Below are 17,015 nucleotides of genomic sequence, written 5' to 3' on the forward strand. Positions count from 1 at the left end.
TTAGTGACGGAAGTGACCAAGCTCAAACAAAAAAAGGTTTGGACTATTTCTTGCCTAAAGTTCAAACCCCTAAAGGCTCAATAGTTGCGATTGATTATGAAGCTGGTGCATCTACAGACAAAGAAGCCAATACAGCTAATGTTGAGTATGCTTTGCAAAGAATTGAAGAAGCAGGGTATACACCTATGCTTTATTCGTACAAATCATATTTAGATGCAAACTTAGATTATGAATCATTAGCTCAAACGTTTGGTGAAAAGCTAATTTGGATTGCTGGATATCCACATTCATATGTAACGACAACACCTGACTATTCAGGATTTCCTAGTCATAAATATGTTGCTATTTGGCAGTTTACAGACTATTACAAGGCTGGCGGTTTAGATGGTAATGTTGACTTATTGGGTGTCACTAAAAAAGGCTATGATGGTACTTCAACAGCAAGTAACTCTGGTGCTACTAAAGTCGTAACCAACAGTACGACTGTTGCTATCAAACAAGGTCAAACAGCTAACAACACAACCAAGTCTGAAATAAAGGCGGGTTATACTGTAAAAGTAAACTTTTCGACAACTAAATGGTCTAATGGCACAACTATTCCATCATGGGTTAAAGGAAAAAGCTATACGGTTCAACAAGTAAGCGGGAGTAAAGTATTGTTAGCTAATATTTTAAGTTGGATTGATAAGAGCAATGTTGAAATTCTGCAGACTGCTAAGCAAGCTACATCTACAGGTACAAGCTCAGCATCAACGTATACGGTTAAATCTGGTGATACTTTATCTAAGATAGCAGCAAGCTACAACACTACTTATACCAGATTGGCCACACTTAATAATATCAAGTCACCATATATTATTTACGTTGGCGAAAAATTAAAAGTATCAGGATCCGTAACAACGAGTTCTAAAGTATATTACACAGTAAAAAAGGGTGATACATTGAGTGTGATTTCAAAGAATTATGGTACAACGGTTGCAAGTATTAAAACATTGAATGGATTAAAGAATGTAAACTATATCTATGTTGGACAATCACTTAGAGTTAAATAGCAAACATTAAGGATCCTTAAAATCGAATATTGTTCGTGTTCTAAAATGCTAATCTGTTTCAGATACGCAAGTTGGACCGCATATTAAAAGCCTCACTCTTAATTGAGTGGGGCTATTTTTGTTTAAAAATGAGAAATATGTATATGAATATTTATAAATCACGCAAACATCACGCAAACACAGTTAAAAGGCTGATATAAAGGCAATTAAAAATCCTGTACTCTCCTTATTTTATTAATTTTACTTAATTATATACATCCGGAAACGTTGATATATCAACGTTTCTATTTTTTTGCTTACGTTAATATACGTTATTTTGAAAGTGTTTGGTGCACTTTTGGTGCACTTAGAGTGTCCAAAATGGTCTCAATTTGATTATCTGAACGCATTTTATACTCGTCAATTAGGTAGGAATATACTCGGCTAGTTGTCGAAATATCTGAGTGACCTAAGCGTTTTGAGATAATATATAAATCAATATTTTCAGAAAGTAAGAATGCAACGTGCGTGTGACGAAGTGAATGGAAATGGAAACCAGGTTTTGAAATGCTGCAGTTGGCCAAACATTCGCGCAATGTCTTATTGGCTGCAGAAGAGGTTGGGACTGTACCATACTGATTAGTAAAAACCATGTCTTTATTATTTACTTTGAGTTCCTTAATAATATTAAGAACATCGTTATTTACCCTAATGATACGTTGTGATGATTCGTTCTTTGTTTCTTTGAACTTTCGTGTGCCTTCATGCCAAGATTTGTTGATGCTGATTGTTTTGAATGAGAAATTAATATCTCTCCAGGTAAGTGTCTGAAGCTCTCCTAGACGTGCTCCTGTATAGATTGCGAGTAGGATAAGATATTTTGAAGTGAAATTTGTGCTACGATCTGCAGAAATATAGGCAGCTAATGTGCTCATTTCAGCAACACTCAGATATTCAATTTCTCTTGTTTTTTTCTTATTGAACACGACATTAACATTTTGCACAAAGTCCTTTTGAACTACACCGTCATAGATAGCATCTTTGGTACAAGCATGAATCAGAGAATTGTACTTACTGACAGTTGATTTGGCGTGATTCTTTCCATACGCGGCAATGAACATCTGATATTTACGACGATTAATGTTTTCTATTGCAGTTTTACCAAAGTAGTCTGAGATTGCATTGTAGGTCTGTTTGTAGGTTAGTATTGTACGTTCAGTTACACTTGGCTCCTTATAAGTCTCAAACCAGTTCCAGAAGTAATCAGCAAAAGGGGATGATGAATCGACCGACAGGAATTCTTTACTTTTTAGGACTTCAAGCTCCGCAGCATAGGATTTTGCTTCGCTAATCTTAGTAAATGATTTATTTTTGAACTGCCGATTATTATTTTCGTCATACCAGCTGACACGAACATAATATTTACCGTTCTTCTTTTTGATACTTGCCATTGTCAAAACTCCTTTCTTATTTTAGAATAAACTAATAGGGTACAGGTTGCCCTGTATAAACAGTGAGACACATCTTTTACTTTGGCGAGTGGGGGATGTGTTTTTTGTACCAAAATTTTTACATTATAATGTTTTTTTAAAGAGAAATATGTGTGCTAATCCTAGTAGTATCAAAAATAGTATAAAGAACATAATGTATTGTATTTTCGATATCTTTGTTTCGTTTTGTGATTCAGCCAATTGAACGTCTAAATATTTTAGGCGAGATTGTTGTATAGGTGATTGTAGCAGATCCATCGGTAAAGATTTAATAACTTGAAGTACAATAGGTTTATTGGATATGTTAGAAACCTGCAGAATATATTTACCAGACGGTCTATTTGTGATATTTACAATCCCATTTTTTACAGTTAAAATTTTTTTATTATTGTGCTTTAACGAAATTTTAGTAGCACTACTGTTTGAACTTGGTATGTTAGTAACAACTTGATTAAAATTGTATTTTGCATTTAGTGATTCGCTTATTGTTTGGTGGGCTTTTATAGTTAATGGTGTTTTTCGAACAAAACTTTGTTTCAAAACTGGTTTTACATAAGTAGTATTTATTAATACTTTGTCTAAATTTAATGAAAATCCCAGAAATAAACAGCCTGCTAAAATTGCTGTAATACTGTTTAAAAAGAATCTATTTTTAAAAGTATTATTATCACGAATGAATTCAAAAGTATCTGCTATACCCATGCTTCCAACCATTAATAATGGCACGATAACTATGTAAGCATAACGTTCCATTGTTTCCCACATAAGCATGTGAAAGAAGAAAATTCCAATAATAAAAAGTATTGATAAATTTTCAAAATTTTCAAAATTGGTTGTCTTTAATGTTTTCAAGCATCTAACGAAGAACCCAAACCATAAAATAATATATATAATTTGGGAAAATGTTAACAAAATAATATTTCGGTTGCCAAAAATATAATTATAAGCAAAACTAGGTTGACTTGATATATTATATACTCGTCTTTCAATACCAATTGAACCAATTGACCACTGGATATTTATTTTACGTGACCAAAGATTAAGTAATCCAAGTAAACCTTGTGATTTTAACTCTTTTTTTATGAGAAAGTTGTTATGTTTTTCTCTAGTTTGTGGATCTGGGTATCTGGCAGTATCAGCCCATAATCCCCCTCCGCTGGTACCATCTGTTTTATTATTAAGTCCTAAGGCAATCCAAAAATTATACGGGAAATTGTCTGCTTTTTTTATAGAAAAATTGTAACTATTTTGTACCTGTTTATAAGAGTAATTACAGATTCCATACACGCAAAAGGTAATAAGCATTATTGCTACTATTTTCTTTAAGGAATGTTTTTTTAGTAGAGAATATATCAAAAATGCAATTAACATGATGATAGCATTTGTCTTGCAAAAAGTAGCTAAACACATCATAACTATTGAAAAGGTCAGTGATAAAATTTTTACAGTCTTTTTTTTGCTAGCTTCAAAAGTGTCTACATAATAAAATGAAATCATTATAAATGTTAACGCTAAAGGATCAGTATACATGAATAATGCAGTAATAAATAAAGGCAAAAACAGCGTGCAGAGTATTACATAAATTGATAAAGCTTTTTTATTAGTATGTCTTTTTAAAATTAGCCATCCACAAAGAGATGCCAAATCAATGCAAAAAAAGAGAAAAAGGTTTAAAAAACCGGTTGTATTATTTATACCAAGTAGCATTGCCACTTTAATAATCCATGAAAAAATAATTGTGGCACCAACATTATTAGGAGCAAAGGAAAAGTAACTTGCCCAAGAATGAGATCCATGTGCTAAATAAGTAGCTTGAACACGCATGTCAAAATCATCAAGGCCTTGAGCTCCCTTTACGTGAAAAGCAAGATAAAACTGTAAAATTATTTGAAACATAATTAAAAGTACATAAATGCCGTATCTATATTTTTTCATTTTTAATGTGTTGTATAGTATGTATAGAAAGCCAAAAAAAATACACGACAAAGGGAGCAAGTAAACTTGGTTGAATATGTTTGCTTGTGCTCCTCGAACCATTCCAGGAATAAAAATTGCGTTTGCAAGTACAAATATACTTACTAGCGCAGAAATACCCCAAACTAGCCACAACATTTTACTTCTTATCATTTGAAAAACTCCCTTATTATAAAAATTGCAACTCTGTTAAAGATTATATAAAAGTATTAAAGATATGCTAAAATTCATTTTAAATATAAATGGTAAGTCCTAACCTTGCCTTCCCCGAGACAGAAGGTTAGGGCTTATTTTTTTTGGCTTATGATAACTTTACCAATAATACGAACATCTTCAGCAGGGAAGACCATATCTTCATATTTTTCGTTAATGGACGCCAATCTTATTTTCCCATCCTCGCGGTAAATCATCTTGCATGCAACTCCATCTCCCTTAATAGAAACAATCACAATTTGACCGTCTGTATCAGGTGTTGGTTGGTAATGAACAAAGGCTTGTGAACCTTGTTTAAGTAGCGGTTCCATCGAATCTCCAGCAATTGTTACTACTTCATCAGCACCACGAGGCACTTCATTACGAACAATAATTTTTTGTTGTGCATCCTCATAGTCTGGGGCACCCGCAGCGGTTGAACGACTTGAGAGAATATGTTTATCATTTTGTTCAGTGAGTTTATTTTTTGCAAATTCAAAAGTTTTAATTTGATTACTCCTATTTAATTCGTTAAAGGTAGGAATAATGTTAATCTCTCCTTTTGCATCCTTTTCTGCTAAATTGACATGCATCATTTCTTCTATACTGACATTAAAAATATGTGCTATATCTGAGAGCACTCCAAGTTTAGGAGTATATTTTCCTTTTTCCCACTCACTCACAGTTGAAGGACTTTTTCTCCCTAATTTTTCAGCAAATTGCATTTGATCTAATCCATTTTTTTCACGAAGATACTTCAAATTTTTAGAAAACATTTCATATCATCTCCTTATCACGGATATAGTATAGCATTACTTCGGAATAAATGAAATAGGGTTGTTAAAATTAATTCGGCTTTTTCGAATATGTAACTTTTTTTCGGTATTTACGAATAATATATTTATTTTGAAATGAGGAGGTAAAACAAAATGGAGAAAAAATAAAAATTTACTTTATCGCAGTGGCGTGGAATTAGAGGGTACACAAAAGGACAGTTAACTGATATGACAAGAATTTCAACGAATACTCTAAAATCTTATGAGGATAATATTGAAAGGCTAAGAAGTGCTAAATATTCAAATTTAGAAAAAATTACTTCTGCTTTGAAAATTAGTGTAGATGATATTTTTTTGTCTCCTAATTCGGAAAAACCAAAAATGATGACATCTGTATAAAGGAAGATGAATTAAATGAAACTAAAACTATTAATTGTACGCATAGGAATAGAAATTCGTAACGCAACACTTGATGAATGGAGTTTTATCTTAAGATTTCTCTTTCAAACCATATCAGTTATTTGTTGGCTTATTGTGGCTGTTCTTTCTTTTCTTTATTAAAACTGTTTTTATAAGACCAAGTTTCTTGGCTTTTATGTGGTGATCAGACCGTTTTACAGATGGCGTAAATAGAAAATTTTTTATTAGAAAGAGTGTTAAATGGTGGAAAAAATAGTAATGCTTACCAAGATAAAGCATTACGAACTAAGATTTATAGCATTTTGTTTAAATCGTTCAAGGAAACATTCCTGCAAGATCGTTATAGTGATACTCCTATTTCAAGATTCAATGAAGCAATTGAATTTGTACAGAGCTGGTATGCACCTTTTGAATTACAAAGAGAAATAAATACTGCCAATGCTCGAGCAAAAATGGTTTTGTAGGTTGTCAGGGGGATGAGGTATGCCGACATTAATTAATGAGAAGGAAATTAATAAAATTTTGGAGGATAGTCTTCAGGACGCGATCAGCAAATTTATTAATAGTCAAGTTGAGGGAAAAACTTGGTCAATAATCGAATTTAAAGAAGCTTGTTGTTTTAATCGTGATAGGCGATGGGTAGTGAAGTTTATTCTAGAGCCCTTCAAAGATGAAATTGAATACAGAGCAGAAAATCGTGATGGTTGGTGTATCTATGCTAAGAGTTATCAGATTAGAGCAAAACTAGCAACAAAGTGGATGGAGAAGAATTTTAGTCGAATTGATTGGGATGCCAAGTTACCAATAAAGGGGTGAATGAATGATTTTATTTATTGGAGTTATAGCATGCAATTTTCTCAGTAATGCTCTTGGACGAGCAGAAGGGTGGAAAGAAATGAATAAAATTGGTGCTGGATTGCTTATAGGAATGATTATTACTAAAGCGTTGAATGCTTCAACAGTTTATATCGGCTACACAGTAATCACTTTGATATTTGCAGGAATGACATGTTGCATAGGCGGATATATAAGCATGGTTGCATTTAAAGATGATGGTAAACAGGGAAACAAATAAAAAAGAGCCCACTTAGAATAGGCTCCATAACTAATACTACAAGGTAATTATAGCATGGAAAATGAAAGATACGAAGGGCATGTTGTATCAGTCAAGAAAGACTTAGTAACGTTCAGGATTGATGAAATAGACAGCATGAGCAAGCTTTTAAAAAAAGGCAGAATTCATTTTGATTTAACAGAACATGAGCCGGAACAGATTACTGGAATTCAGCGTAGAAAAGCATATTCAATGATACGTGACATTGGAGTAGCACAGGGATACGAACAAAGCTATGAGTTTCAAAAACTCAAAGTGGACTTAAAAGAATCATTTTGCCGAAAAACCGGATACGCTTCTTTTAGTCTGAGCAATTGTAGTAAATATATTGCGACAGATTTGATTTCTTGGTTAGTTGAATTATGTTTTTTTGAAGGTATACCATTTCAATTTAAAGACCTAGTAAATACATTTGATACAGAGCGAAGAGTATTTCTATGTTTGGTACACAAACAATGTACTGTGTGTGGCCAAACAAATAACGTTCAGATTAATCATGAAGATACAGTTGGTATGGGTAATGACAGAAAAAGCCTTGATCATCGCAATCATAGGTTGGAAGCGCTATGTAGTTATCATCATTTAGAATTACATCGACTAAGGGCTAAGTTCTTTTCCAACAAGTACCATTTTCACGGTACGAAATTGAGAGATGAACAATTGATTTCATTAAAATTAATGTCACGAAAACAGATGCAAGAGTTCGATGATTTTTCCAGTAGTAATAAGTACTTTTTGGCATCTTAAATGCTTTCAAAATAATTACTAAGCGGTGTCCATGTTCTAAACTATCATTGATGAAGCCTAAGGCTTCTTTGATTGTTAGCGTCTTCCAAGTAACACCGCAACTCGTTTTAAAATCTCAAGTTCCTCCTGAGCTTCGGCTAACTTTTTTCCATTTGAACGTATTTTTCGTATGAAATGTTCTTACCATCTACATTGATAACCTTATTTTGTTTAATCCATCTGTTAATGGTATTGGCTGAGACATTGTATTCCTCAGTTAGAGACTTTACTGTATGACCTTGCTTCACTAGCTCAACAATTGATTCTCTAAATTCTTTTGAATATGATTTTGGCATAAAAAGACTCCTTTAATAATTATTATACCTGAAAGGTATACTATAAAAATGGTCTATATTATCATCATGGGAGCACAGTTCTTGTTTAGTCTTTTGCGTATCATTCCTTTAAAGTAAATATGCAAATAAAATAAAAAATCTTTCTGAATATTGTTGCCATTTATTGCACAAAACATTTAGAAAGTCTTACATATAAAGAGTATTGTATGCCCTCGGCAGGCATTATATACCCACTTCTTAATTTTGAGTTTGTGCAGCATTTACATATTCTTTTGCATTAGTTTTTGAGGAAAGCTGCCAGGTTATGATATTACCATCGGAATCTGTTGTGTTGGTAGTATTAAAAATAGGAGAGCCATTATTTATTGAATAGTTGAAAGTAGCATCACCTATTGTGACAGTAGTATTAGTTATCGAATAATTTTGTGAATATGCCGAATTCATAGACATCGCGCGAACTTCTGAATCATTTAAGATATATCCAATTTTAAAACTATCATGGACTGTATTTTGAGGGGCTTTGCCTTCATCCATTGCCTGATCAACATCTTCGCCATTATATAAAATTGATACTATTGAGAAGCCATCAGTCAAAAATTTTTTAACAAGACTAGTATTGTCAACTGAACTAGTTGAGCTACTAAAAGTAGAAGAAATTGACGAAGAATTTTCAGATGTAGTACTTGAATAAGAAGATGTGTTATCCGAATCTGTAGAAGAAGTACTCTCTGAATTTTTTAATATTTTAGCTTTACTGCTAGATTGAGATTTGGAACTTAATTTTGAATTTACGCTATTACTAGAATTGAATGCTTTTAGAATCTGAAAAGATGAGACAACTGCAATTAGTATTACAATGACAATTGCTGTTATAATTTGATATGTATATTTTTTATTATAATTTTGATTAAAATATTTTTTTGACATTAGTTATTTTCCCCCAATTTTTTCCCTGCAAAAATTTTAACATGAATAGTATCAAAAGAAGAAACAAAAACTGCTACTCAATTGAATAGCAGCAAGAAATGGGTTCTTAAATTTGGGGCACTTAATCGCTCTATCACTTGATACAACAGTACTTTTTTAATCTTGTAATTCTCTCTTTATTTTATTAATTTTACTTAATTATATACATCTGGAAACGTTGATATATGTAATTTTTACAATGTTGTGCACACAAATTACACACGGATTATAAAATTTTGGTCGCTTTTTCGGCCAAATTTGGTACAAAAATATTGAGAGCTTTTTCAATTTGTTTGTCTAATCTGGTTCGATATTCACCAATCAAGTATAGTAAATTCGACTGGTTGTAGGAATATATGAATGGCCTGATCTTTTAGAAATAATATACAAAGCTATATTTTGAGATAATAAAAATGTAAGATGTGTATGAAGTAATGAATGAAAATGGAAACCGGGTTTTGAAATGAACAGCAGTTTTTTGAAGATATTACTAGGGAACGAGGAATAGGAATTTAGTATGAGTCCTTTAAAGAAAAAAATAAAATATTATTGTCAGATAGTTACATACTGGACAATTCTCCAAGAATAGTACGAGTGGTCAACTATATTAGTTGGGCCATTTTCTTCTTGAAAGAGGAAGTAGCATGTATCAAGAAAGTTTTCTGATACATCTGAGATTAATAAGAAGATTTGTTACCGGATATGACTAGACAGCAATAACAGATATATGAATTGCGATATTACACAAATGATTATTATGATTGGTGAATTACTAGATTTGGTGTTGAAAAAATGTAAATTAACAAAAAAGCAAGAATTTTACGAAAGCGAACTGCTCCGCAAATATTCCGCTTGAAAAATGTTTATTAATGTATTGTAGCCAAGCAATTACAAAAGAACTAACAAGATTTGTGGAGAATGAAAGATGATACAGATAGTTCGTATAAGCTAGCTATTTTTCTTTGGTGTCTTCATCCTGAGATTGTAGACTTTTTAAAATTTTGTCATTTTGAGCTAGTAATACCCAATTTTGTTCAACTATAGCTCTTAAATATGTTGCGATCGCTTTTTCGTTACCATAGTCACTAGATATTATTTTCTTGCTATTTCTTAAGAGTTGTTCATCGTCAAGCTCATTTAAAATATTTTTGACCTGCCATAGTGAGTCATCATTCAATTCAGATAATCCTCTGTCCTCTAAAATACCTGCGATGTGCTTGTTGTTAAATAGCATATTTCTCACCTCCTACATTATGGTTTATAAGTACATATTATCACATAAGTGTAAATATTTTAAGTAATATGAGTTGCTTAAGAAAAATGAAACAAGTTGTGATGATGTGGTAAATGGCAAGAAAAAATGTATGTTTTTTGAAGAAGTAGCTGAGAATTTAGATTTATTAAAAAGGTAGCTCTTTTGTAGTTTTTCGAGCTAAAAAATGATTTAGAATGGTATTGCCAGATAAGTACATATCAGATAATTCCCCCAAAGAATAATGTACTGCCTATCTAAATTAGTTAAGCAGTTTTATTATAAAAAAGGATGAAATGATTATGGGATAATAAGAAAAAATATATCAATCTAGGTATTTGCAAAAAGACAGAGCCCATTAATGAAAAATTATTATGTAGCTATTACATCATTTTTTTCAATTTTTAGAATATTTGGTTTCACAAAAAGAACACATATACGACGTTATACATGGATGCAGAGTTAGATAATGATTAATCAAAGCACTGCAGAAACAGTTGGGTGTTACTCAAGACAGATACACAGGAAGCAAAGCCACTAAAGTTATGCAAAAGAAACTTGGTACTCCAGTTGACGGGATAATTGGTTAGGATATTCGACTTTTGTTGCTACTCTGCAGAAGATGCAAAATGCAGGTGTTAAACCATTTTAATGATATAATGCTGAGAGGCACAGATATAATTATCCAGGTCCCACTTCCTTTAGAAGTGGGGCTTTTTTTGCGTGAATAAGTTTTTTGAGTTACACTATATTGCATAGTAGTAATTATTCCTTTTTAGATACACCCAAAATTCGTTGTTACATATTGCTACTATATTGCCTCGCTCTTGATTGAGTGGGGCTATTTTTTGTTGCCTTTTGTTTTGTTATATCCTTTTTTGTATGCATCATAGGTAGCTATTGCATTTCTTTCAAGTTCGTTAAGAGAAGAGTATCCACTATAATCTAGACTAATAAATTGAATTACAAAATAATATAAAACATACAAAAGCGTAAAGTAGTATTGTAAAGATTATTATCTTTATTGAATTTGAGTCAAAATATTTTTGCAATGTATGACCTTCTTCAGCATTTTGATACGATTATTGTAAAATATATTTAAAGTAATATCTATAATAAAAAAATTACCTTGCTTAATAAAACGTATGTCCGTGTAATCTTTACAAGATGCTTACATGTCAAACTCGGGGGATAAATTATATTTATACAAACAAAGACAAGATATCTAATGCAGAGTCAGAATTTTTCTTTAAGAACTACTATCAAGACCGTGGCATGCACAAATGGCGAGGTTTCTTTTGGAGTGATCATAAAAGAGGATTGAAAAATGCAGAAAAAGAAGTTAAAGCCAGTTATGGGAGAACAACAGTCGCTAGAAATGATTACGAAGAAATTAAAAATGAGTTACAAGCACAAAAATCCTATAATAAATACAATAAGTTCGTATAGTGAGTAATAACGAAGTAACGGAACTGAATGATATCAAAAGGGGATTCAATGAGAATAGAATATATCTTACTGATGAGGACGAAGTTTTGCACATGATAGAATTAGAAGAAATAAAAAACTGCTGCTCGATAGAGTAACGGGACTGCTCCGAGTCAAGTAGACAGTTCAAATAATTAAAATAATTAAAATAGCTATGCAGTTTTTAGAATGGCATGATTCCGAAATTCTTTCGGGGTCATGCCATTTAGTGTTTCTTGGCGACGCTTGTAGTTATACCAGTTAATACATTTTTCGATAAGTTGAACCATTTCTTCTCGATTTAATGCATGGTGAAAATTAAAGAACTCGGTCTTCATATGACTCCAGAAGCTTTCCATAGGACTGTTATCTCCAGGGGTTCCTGGACGCGACATACTATGCTTAACCCCATTGCTAGCTAGATGTTTGTTAAATACTCCAGATGTATAGCTTGATCCCTGATCTGAGTGTAAAACCGTTGGTTTTGCACCATTGCTTATTGCTAATGCCTTATCAAATGTTCGAGTCACCAAATCGGCTGTCTCAGTTTCTTCAATGTCCCAAGCAATGATACTGTGGTCGTTCAGGTCTTTAATCGCACTAAGTCTCAAACGTTCACTGAATTTCCAACCAAAACGTAGCTCTGTACAATCAGTTACCCAGACCTGATTTGGCTTGTCTGGCTTAAAATTATGGCCTTCATCTGAAAGGAGGAGGTTATTGCTGATGTGCTCTTTCCGTTGAGCTTTTCGATCATGCTGTGCCACGCGAATTGAAGCCACGATACCATTTTCACGCATGATCCGGCGCATTTTTCCAGCACTAGTTCGATATGTTGTATCGCAATGAAGATTCATCATTAATCTTCGTACTCCAAGGGTATATTCGTTCTCCTCTTCAATAATTTTGACGTACTTTAATATCTCTTTATCTTCCAGAGCACGTTTGCTTGGGGTTCGGTGTATCCATTTGTAATATGCAGCACGTGAGACTTTCATAAAACGACACATAAAACTAATCCCATAAACTTGGTTTGTATCAGGGTTCACCGTAGTTGCTAAAGTTTGGATTGTTTCGTAGATGTGTGATGAGTGGCATCCAACCTTTCCAATTCTTGGAGTTTTTTTAGAACTGCATTCTCTGTCGATAAATGTTCAATTCGGGCCTTTAGACGCTTGACCTCCAGGTCACGCTTCTCGTTATCTGTAAGCTGGTCATGCACAGTCTTTCCCTTACCACGACGATCGACAAGGGCTTCTGGTCCACCTTGTTTAAACTTCCGAGTCCACGAGTAAACCTGACCATATGACACGTTGTACTTATTCATGGCGCGTGAGTAATCCATATCGTTTGCTATAATCCATTGAACAATCTCTACACGTTCCAGCTGGGTTGTTTTCCGACCATCTTTCACTTGTTTCACACTCCTAGTGGTGAGTTGTTTACCACTAGTATACTGATGAACCCATTGATAGATAGTACTAACGTTAGGAATATTATATTTATCGCATAATCGAGGATAAGAACTGTGTCCTTCTAGGTACTCCAGAACTATTTTTAATTTCAATTCACTTGGATATTTTCCCATGAGTCGATGCCGCAGGCCATCGATCCCTTGTAATCCATAACGCTTTACCCATCGGCTTACTTGACTATGTTCAACTCCATATTTTCTTTGAACGGCATTAGGAGTCATTCCCTGAGTAACTAGACCAATGTAAAACAACTTCTCTTTAATCGTATAGCGAGAACCTTTTCTGCCCATAGAAAAACTCCTCCTTAGGTAGGCAAGCTTTGATTATTTGCTTGTCTACCCAAAGAGGAGTATATCCAACAGTTTTGAGTATAACTATTCCGTTTTTATCCAACTTTATTTCTCTTTTTTAATATTTTTAATAAGTCTGTAGCCTGAATGGTTTCAAAATATTCACCAGACTTGTGATATTTAAGCAAATTCTTTCCTTCAGACCTATAGTTATTAATTTTCATATAAGAAGTATATATCTTAATTCCATCAATAATTTTGAAAGTACACCAACAAGTAAAATCTCCATGTGATTTAATATCTTCACTTAATAAATCTATTAAATGATTACGATCATGAACCAAGGAATTACCGCTTTTCCCAATTAAGCGCATAGAAATCAGACCCTTTATTTTTATAATACCACAAGATAGCTATAGAGATTATTTTTTTTAGAATGATTCTAGTATAGTTGTTTATGGAAAAATAATTAATACTTTTACAGGTACAATACAGGCATATAAAATACTTTTTCTGTGAGCGTATTTTTTTATTTAGCAACATTGTTTACAGTAGCTTTTTTGAATTCATTATCTCTTTTTAGTATTAATTATATAATTGCTACTTAATCCCATACTTAATTGAGTGGGGTTCTTATTGTGGAAAAGAAGAGTGTATTTGAAAACTCATCTTGAAGCAGAAAAATGCATGTTTAGTTTATTAATTGTAAATACACAATATATAGCATACAACCATTAAAGATATACTATATATTGAATTTAAAACTGAAAAATTCTATAATGGCAACACGGTCATTAAATTTAGATAGGAGTGATTATTTGCAAAGAGTTAGTACAGAAAAAATGCAGGCAATAAAAAGTGTAAAAAAGTATCAATGGTTAAAAATTTGGGGCCCAGGATTAATTGTTATGCTTGCAGATACGGATGCAGGTTGTTTAATTACTGCCGCACAATCAGGTGTTCAATGGGGTTATACGATGATTTTGCCACAAATACTTTTAATTCCTATTCTGTATATGGCACAAGAGATGACGGTCCGGCTAGGAATTGTAACTCATAAAGGTCATGGGGAACTAATTCGTGAAAATTTTGGAGCTGGATGGGCCTGGCTTTCAGCAGGAACTTTAGCAATCTCTGCTATTGGCGCCTTATTGACAGAATTTATAGGTGTCGCGGGAGTTGGAGAACTGTTTGGAATATCAAAATGGATCACTATACCTATTGCTACTGTGTTGTTAGTGGGAGTGGCATTCATAGGAAGTTATCGCCGAGTTGAAAAAATAGGAGTGATAATTGGGTCTGCAGAATTGGCTTTTATTATAGCAGTAATTATGATTAAACCAAGTTTATCGCAGATGGCTCAAGGATTAATTTCAATCCCTTGGAGACATGCATCATATACATATTTAGTAGCTGCTAACGTTGGAGCGGTTATTATGCCTTGGATGATTTTTTACCAACAAGGAGCAGTTGTTGATAAGAAATTAGATGTACATTCGATTTCAAAAGCTCGACATGATACTTTTGTTGGGACCTTAATTACACAAGGAATTATGTTGATTTTTGTTATTGCATTTGCTGCAACTACTGGAAATAGTAATAGTTCTGCTTCATTGAGTTCAGTAGGCGATCTTGCTACGACCCTATCACCATTTATTGGGAGTTTACCGTCAAAAGTTTTAATAGGAGCTAGTGTTTTAGGTGGGGCTTTGGTAGCAGCTTTAGTGGTTGCACTTGCAGGTACTTGGGGAATTACCGAGGTGCTCAATTGGAAACATAGTTTAAACGAACCATTAAGTTGTAGAACAGCAGGATTTTATACAATATATACATTGGCTCATGTAATAGGGGCTGTGTTAGTGCTTGCTAATTTCGAATTGGTAAATATGGCAGTAGCAGTTGAGGTTATGAATGCATTATTACTCCCAATTGTTCTTGGATTCTTATTGATGCTTGAAGCAAAGGTATTGCCTAAAGAATATAGAATGAAAGGCTTTTATAAGTGGACAGTTACGATACTATGTATTATTGTTATGATTTTTGGGATGTATATGATAGGGCCTGTTGCAAATCTTTGGTGATATACATCATTCAATGTTGTGATAGATATTATTTTTGGGAATGCTGTTGAACGAGCGAATAATTATTTTTTAATGATGGAAACTTGTGTGAGAAATATTATTTTGAATAAAAAGGGAGTGTGAAATAGGTCGGTAAAATTCTAAAACTAACACGAAATTATGAAAATAGCGAGTAATTTGCTATGAGTAATTTTAGATTAGACGGAGAATTTTGACTTATGAAACACATTTATCCAGAATAAATAGAGGAGCTAAGTTAAAATTTAACTTTTGACCCAGCCCGGGAATATGGAAAGGATATTACGCATAATATTATATAGTCTTTTCATACTAGCTTCTTTGCTTCCTGAAAAAGAGAGCTAGACATATCAAAAGAAAGATGATTATGATTGGAAACATAAACTTTATAATTTCAGCAATCCATAAAAGAATCAACAGCAAAAATAATAACGGGAAAATAACATTAAAAGAAAATTTCAGCATTTTCCAAACTAAGAAGATTAATATAATAATAATTATAGCCATATCAGAATTCTCCATTTCTTTTTTGTTAATTGTGAGCACAAAAGTTACCTCGTATAAACATAATATGAAAGTTATTGTTTCATAATTTTATTGTATGAATTAGTCTAAGAGGATTTAGCAGGATCAAAAATCTGTTTTGTCACAAGTAATACTTGAAGCTAAGTAAAATCGTAGTAAAAATGGATGTCTTGTTTTCCCTTTTGGGAAGTGTGTTTATACACTCTAGTATCCAATCCACCAATCTCAAACCCATATTTCAAATAAAATTTACATGCAGCTAGATTATTATTTTGTCCTACTGTCCAAATTCCTTTGTATTCTTTTTCTTTTGCAATTACTTCTGTGAATTTCAATAGTGAATGTGCTACGCCGTTACGTCTGTCTTTTTTATTGACTTTTAGATCTTCTAGATATAAATATCCATTCCAATTATTGTTGAAAATTGCCAAACCAATAGTCTCATTTTCATTAAATGCACCTATTGCAAATCCGTTTTTATTTATATCTTCTAAGCTATACTTTTCATCTGGAAAGACTTGTTTTCGTACTTTTTTAGTATCGTATTTTTTTATTTCGTAATCCCATTTTTCGCCTGTTCTTCTTACGACCATTTCTCCAAAAACATTAAAAGCATTATTTTTTAGAAGCAGGCTTTTTTCATTATCTTTATTTATTATTTTCAAATTCATTTAATTTACCTCTTTTTTATTCAGTTAGATAAAATATAAAATTTTGTTTATGCATAAAAAATAAAACCGGTACAACTATTAGCATATTGAGCTAGTTTTTGTGTTTGCAACTAAGATATTATCATCGGTTATGAGGAACCTATCGTTTAGTAAATTTTTTTAATAATTATCTTAACGGCTAGGTAAATGTG

17 protein-coding genes are annotated in these 17,015 nt (G+C 32.7%); 7 read left to right on the forward strand and 10 right to left on the reverse strand.

Annotated features, from left to right (window positions below):
* Positions 1-1,052 (forward strand): LysM peptidoglycan-binding domain-containing protein (locus tag GSM_RS02615; protein WP_010077752.1); only part of this gene is annotated, 1,052 nt, incomplete at its 5' end.
* 311 nt (positions 1,053-1,363) lie between these two features.
* On the opposite strand, the gene GSM_RS02620 is transcribed toward GSM_RS02615, so the two are convergent.
* The 3 genes from GSM_RS02620 to GSM_RS02630 all read right to left on the reverse strand — a co-directional run bounded on the left by GSM_RS02620 (position 1,364) and on the right by GSM_RS02630 (position 5,463).
* Complete coding sequence (locus tag GSM_RS02620; protein ID WP_003687761.1) at positions 1,364-2,482, reverse strand: tyrosine-type recombinase/integrase; 1,119 nt, start codon at positions 2,480-2,482, stop codon at positions 1,364-1,366.
* A gap of 123 nt (positions 2,483-2,605) precedes the next feature.
* Complete coding sequence (locus tag GSM_RS02625) at positions 2,606-4,648, reverse strand: glycosyltransferase family protein (protein ID WP_003687758.1); 2,043 nt, start codon at positions 4,646-4,648, stop codon at positions 2,606-2,608.
* 134 nt (positions 4,649-4,782) lie between these two features.
* On the reverse strand, positions 4,783-5,463 hold the full coding sequence (locus GSM_RS02630; RefSeq protein ID WP_003687756.1) for a LexA family transcriptional regulator: 681 nt from the start codon (positions 5,461-5,463) through the stop codon (positions 4,783-4,785).
* 653 nt (positions 5,464-6,116) lie between these two features.
* Here GSM_RS02630 and GSM_RS02645 point away from each other — a divergent pair.
* The 4 genes from GSM_RS02645 to GSM_RS02660 are packed head-to-tail and all read left to right on the forward strand — an operon-like array spanning position 6,117 to position 7,744.
* Positions 6,117-6,347, forward strand: a complete 231-nt coding sequence (locus tag GSM_RS02645; RefSeq protein WP_003687748.1) for an ORF6C domain-containing protein — start codon at positions 6,117-6,119, stop codon at positions 6,345-6,347.
* A 19-nt stretch (positions 6,348-6,366) separates the two neighbouring features.
* Complete coding sequence (locus GSM_RS02650; protein ID WP_003687745.1) at positions 6,367-6,699, forward strand: DUF771 domain-containing protein; 333 nt, start codon at positions 6,367-6,369, stop codon at positions 6,697-6,699.
* A 4-nt stretch (positions 6,700-6,703) separates the two neighbouring features.
* Entirely contained in the window at positions 6,704-6,958 is a 255-nt protein-coding gene (locus GSM_RS02655) for a hypothetical protein (protein ID WP_003687743.1), read from the forward strand.
* A 54-nt stretch (positions 6,959-7,012) separates the two neighbouring features.
* Positions 7,013-7,744, forward strand: a complete 732-nt coding sequence (locus GSM_RS02660; protein ID WP_003687741.1) for a putative HNHc nuclease — start codon at positions 7,013-7,015, stop codon at positions 7,742-7,744.
* A gap of 137 nt (positions 7,745-7,881) precedes the next feature.
* Here the strand turns inward: GSM_RS02660 and GSM_RS13880 are convergent, their stop codons facing one another.
* From GSM_RS13880 to GSM_RS02675, 3 genes are all read right to left on the reverse strand, one after another.
* Entirely contained in the window at positions 7,882-8,079 is a 198-nt protein-coding gene (locus tag GSM_RS13880) for a transposase (RefSeq protein WP_003687739.1), read from the reverse strand.
* 237 nt (positions 8,080-8,316) lie between these two features.
* Positions 8,317-9,006: a hypothetical protein gene (locus tag GSM_RS15185; protein ID WP_003687737.1), complete on the reverse strand. Its 690-nt coding sequence runs from the start codon at positions 9,004-9,006 to the stop codon at positions 8,317-8,319.
* Between the two features lie 991 nt (positions 9,007-9,997).
* A complete protein-coding gene (locus tag GSM_RS02675; protein WP_003687736.1) occupies positions 9,998-10,279 on the reverse strand; it encodes a hypothetical protein in 282 nt (93 codons plus the stop codon).
* Between the two features lie 1,345 nt (positions 10,280-11,624).
* On the opposite strand from GSM_RS02675, the gene GSM_RS15500 reads away from it, so the two are divergent.
* Positions 11,625-11,753, forward strand: coding sequence for a hypothetical protein (locus GSM_RS15500; RefSeq protein WP_261974538.1), 129 nt, complete (start codon positions 11,625-11,627; stop codon positions 11,751-11,753).
* 184 nt (positions 11,754-11,937) lie between these two features.
* Here the strand turns inward: GSM_RS15500 and GSM_RS02685 are convergent, their stop codons facing one another.
* From GSM_RS02685 to GSM_RS02695, 3 genes are all read right to left on the reverse strand, one after another.
* Complete coding sequence (locus tag GSM_RS02685) at positions 11,938-12,813, reverse strand: IS3 family transposase (protein WP_015640093.1); 876 nt, start codon at positions 12,811-12,813, stop codon at positions 11,938-11,940.
* Between the two features lie 8 nt (positions 12,814-12,821).
* Positions 12,822-13,529 (reverse strand): helix-turn-helix domain-containing protein, encoded by a 708-nt coding sequence (locus GSM_RS02690; protein ID WP_003687732.1) that lies wholly within the window; start codon positions 13,527-13,529, stop codon positions 12,822-12,824.
* A gap of 95 nt (positions 13,530-13,624) precedes the next feature.
* Positions 13,625-13,903, reverse strand: a complete 279-nt coding sequence (locus GSM_RS02695) for a hypothetical protein (protein ID WP_003687730.1) — start codon at positions 13,901-13,903, stop codon at positions 13,625-13,627.
* Between the two features lie 468 nt (positions 13,904-14,371).
* On the opposite strand from GSM_RS02695, the gene GSM_RS02700 reads away from it, so the two are divergent.
* A complete protein-coding gene (locus GSM_RS02700; protein WP_235720331.1) occupies positions 14,372-15,610 on the forward strand; it encodes an NRAMP family divalent metal transporter in 1,239 nt (412 codons plus the stop codon).
* Between the two features lie 683 nt (positions 15,611-16,293).
* Here the strand turns inward: GSM_RS02700 and GSM_RS02710 are convergent.
* Positions 16,294-16,824: a GNAT family N-acetyltransferase gene (locus GSM_RS02710; protein ID WP_003687725.1), complete on the reverse strand. Its 531-nt coding sequence runs from the start codon at positions 16,822-16,824 to the stop codon at positions 16,294-16,296.
* Between the last annotated feature and the right edge of the window lie 191 nt (positions 16,825-17,015).

Source organism: Liquorilactobacillus mali KCTC 3596 = DSM 20444 (assembly GCF_000260415.1).
Lineage (GTDB): Bacteria > Bacillota > Bacilli > Lactobacillales > Lactobacillaceae > Liquorilactobacillus > Liquorilactobacillus mali.

Coding starts and splice junctions, on each gene's coding strand:
- GSM_RS02620 (WP_003687761.1), bottom strand. CDS start 2,482: ATGGCAAGTATCAAAAAGAAGAACGGTAAATATTATGTTCGTGTCAGC.
- GSM_RS02625 (WP_003687758.1), bottom strand. CDS start 4,648: ATGATAAGAAGTAAAATGTTGTGGCTAGTTTGGGGTATTTCTGCGCTA.
- GSM_RS02630 (WP_003687756.1), bottom strand. CDS start 5,463: ATGTTTTCTAAAAATTTGAAGTATCTTCGTGAAAAAAATGGATTAGAT.
- GSM_RS02650 (WP_003687745.1), top strand. CDS start 6,367: ATGCCGACATTAATTAATGAGAAGGAAATTAATAAAATTTTGGAGGAT.
- GSM_RS02655 (WP_003687743.1), top strand. CDS start 6,704: ATGATTTTATTTATTGGAGTTATAGCATGCAATTTTCTCAGTAATGCT.
- GSM_RS02660 (WP_003687741.1), top strand. CDS start 7,013: ATGGAAAATGAAAGATACGAAGGGCATGTTGTATCAGTCAAGAAAGAC.
- GSM_RS13880 (WP_003687739.1), bottom strand. CDS start 8,079: ATGCCAAAATCATATTCAAAAGAATTTAGAGAATCAATTGTTGAGCTA.
- GSM_RS15185 (WP_003687737.1), bottom strand. CDS start 9,006: ATGTCAAAAAAATATTTTAATCAAAATTATAATAAAAAATATACATAT.
- GSM_RS02675 (WP_003687736.1), bottom strand. CDS start 10,279: ATGCTATTTAACAACAAGCACATCGCAGGTATTTTAGAGGACAGAGGA.
- GSM_RS15500 (WP_261974538.1), top strand. CDS start 11,625: ATGCAGAAAAAGAAGTTAAAGCCAGTTATGGGAGAACAACAGTCGCTA.
- GSM_RS02690 (WP_003687732.1), bottom strand. CDS start 13,529: ATGGGCAGAAAAGGTTCTCGCTATACGATTAAAGAGAAGTTGTTTTAC.
- GSM_RS02695 (WP_003687730.1), bottom strand. CDS start 13,903: ATGCGCTTAATTGGGAAAAGCGGTAATTCCTTGGTTCATGATCGTAAT.
- GSM_RS02700 (WP_235720331.1), top strand. CDS start 14,372: ATGCAGGCAATAAAAAGTGTAAAAAAGTATCAATGGTTAAAAATTTGG.
- GSM_RS02710 (WP_003687725.1), bottom strand. CDS start 16,824: ATGAATTTGAAAATAATAAATAAAGATAATGAAAAAAGCCTGCTTCTA.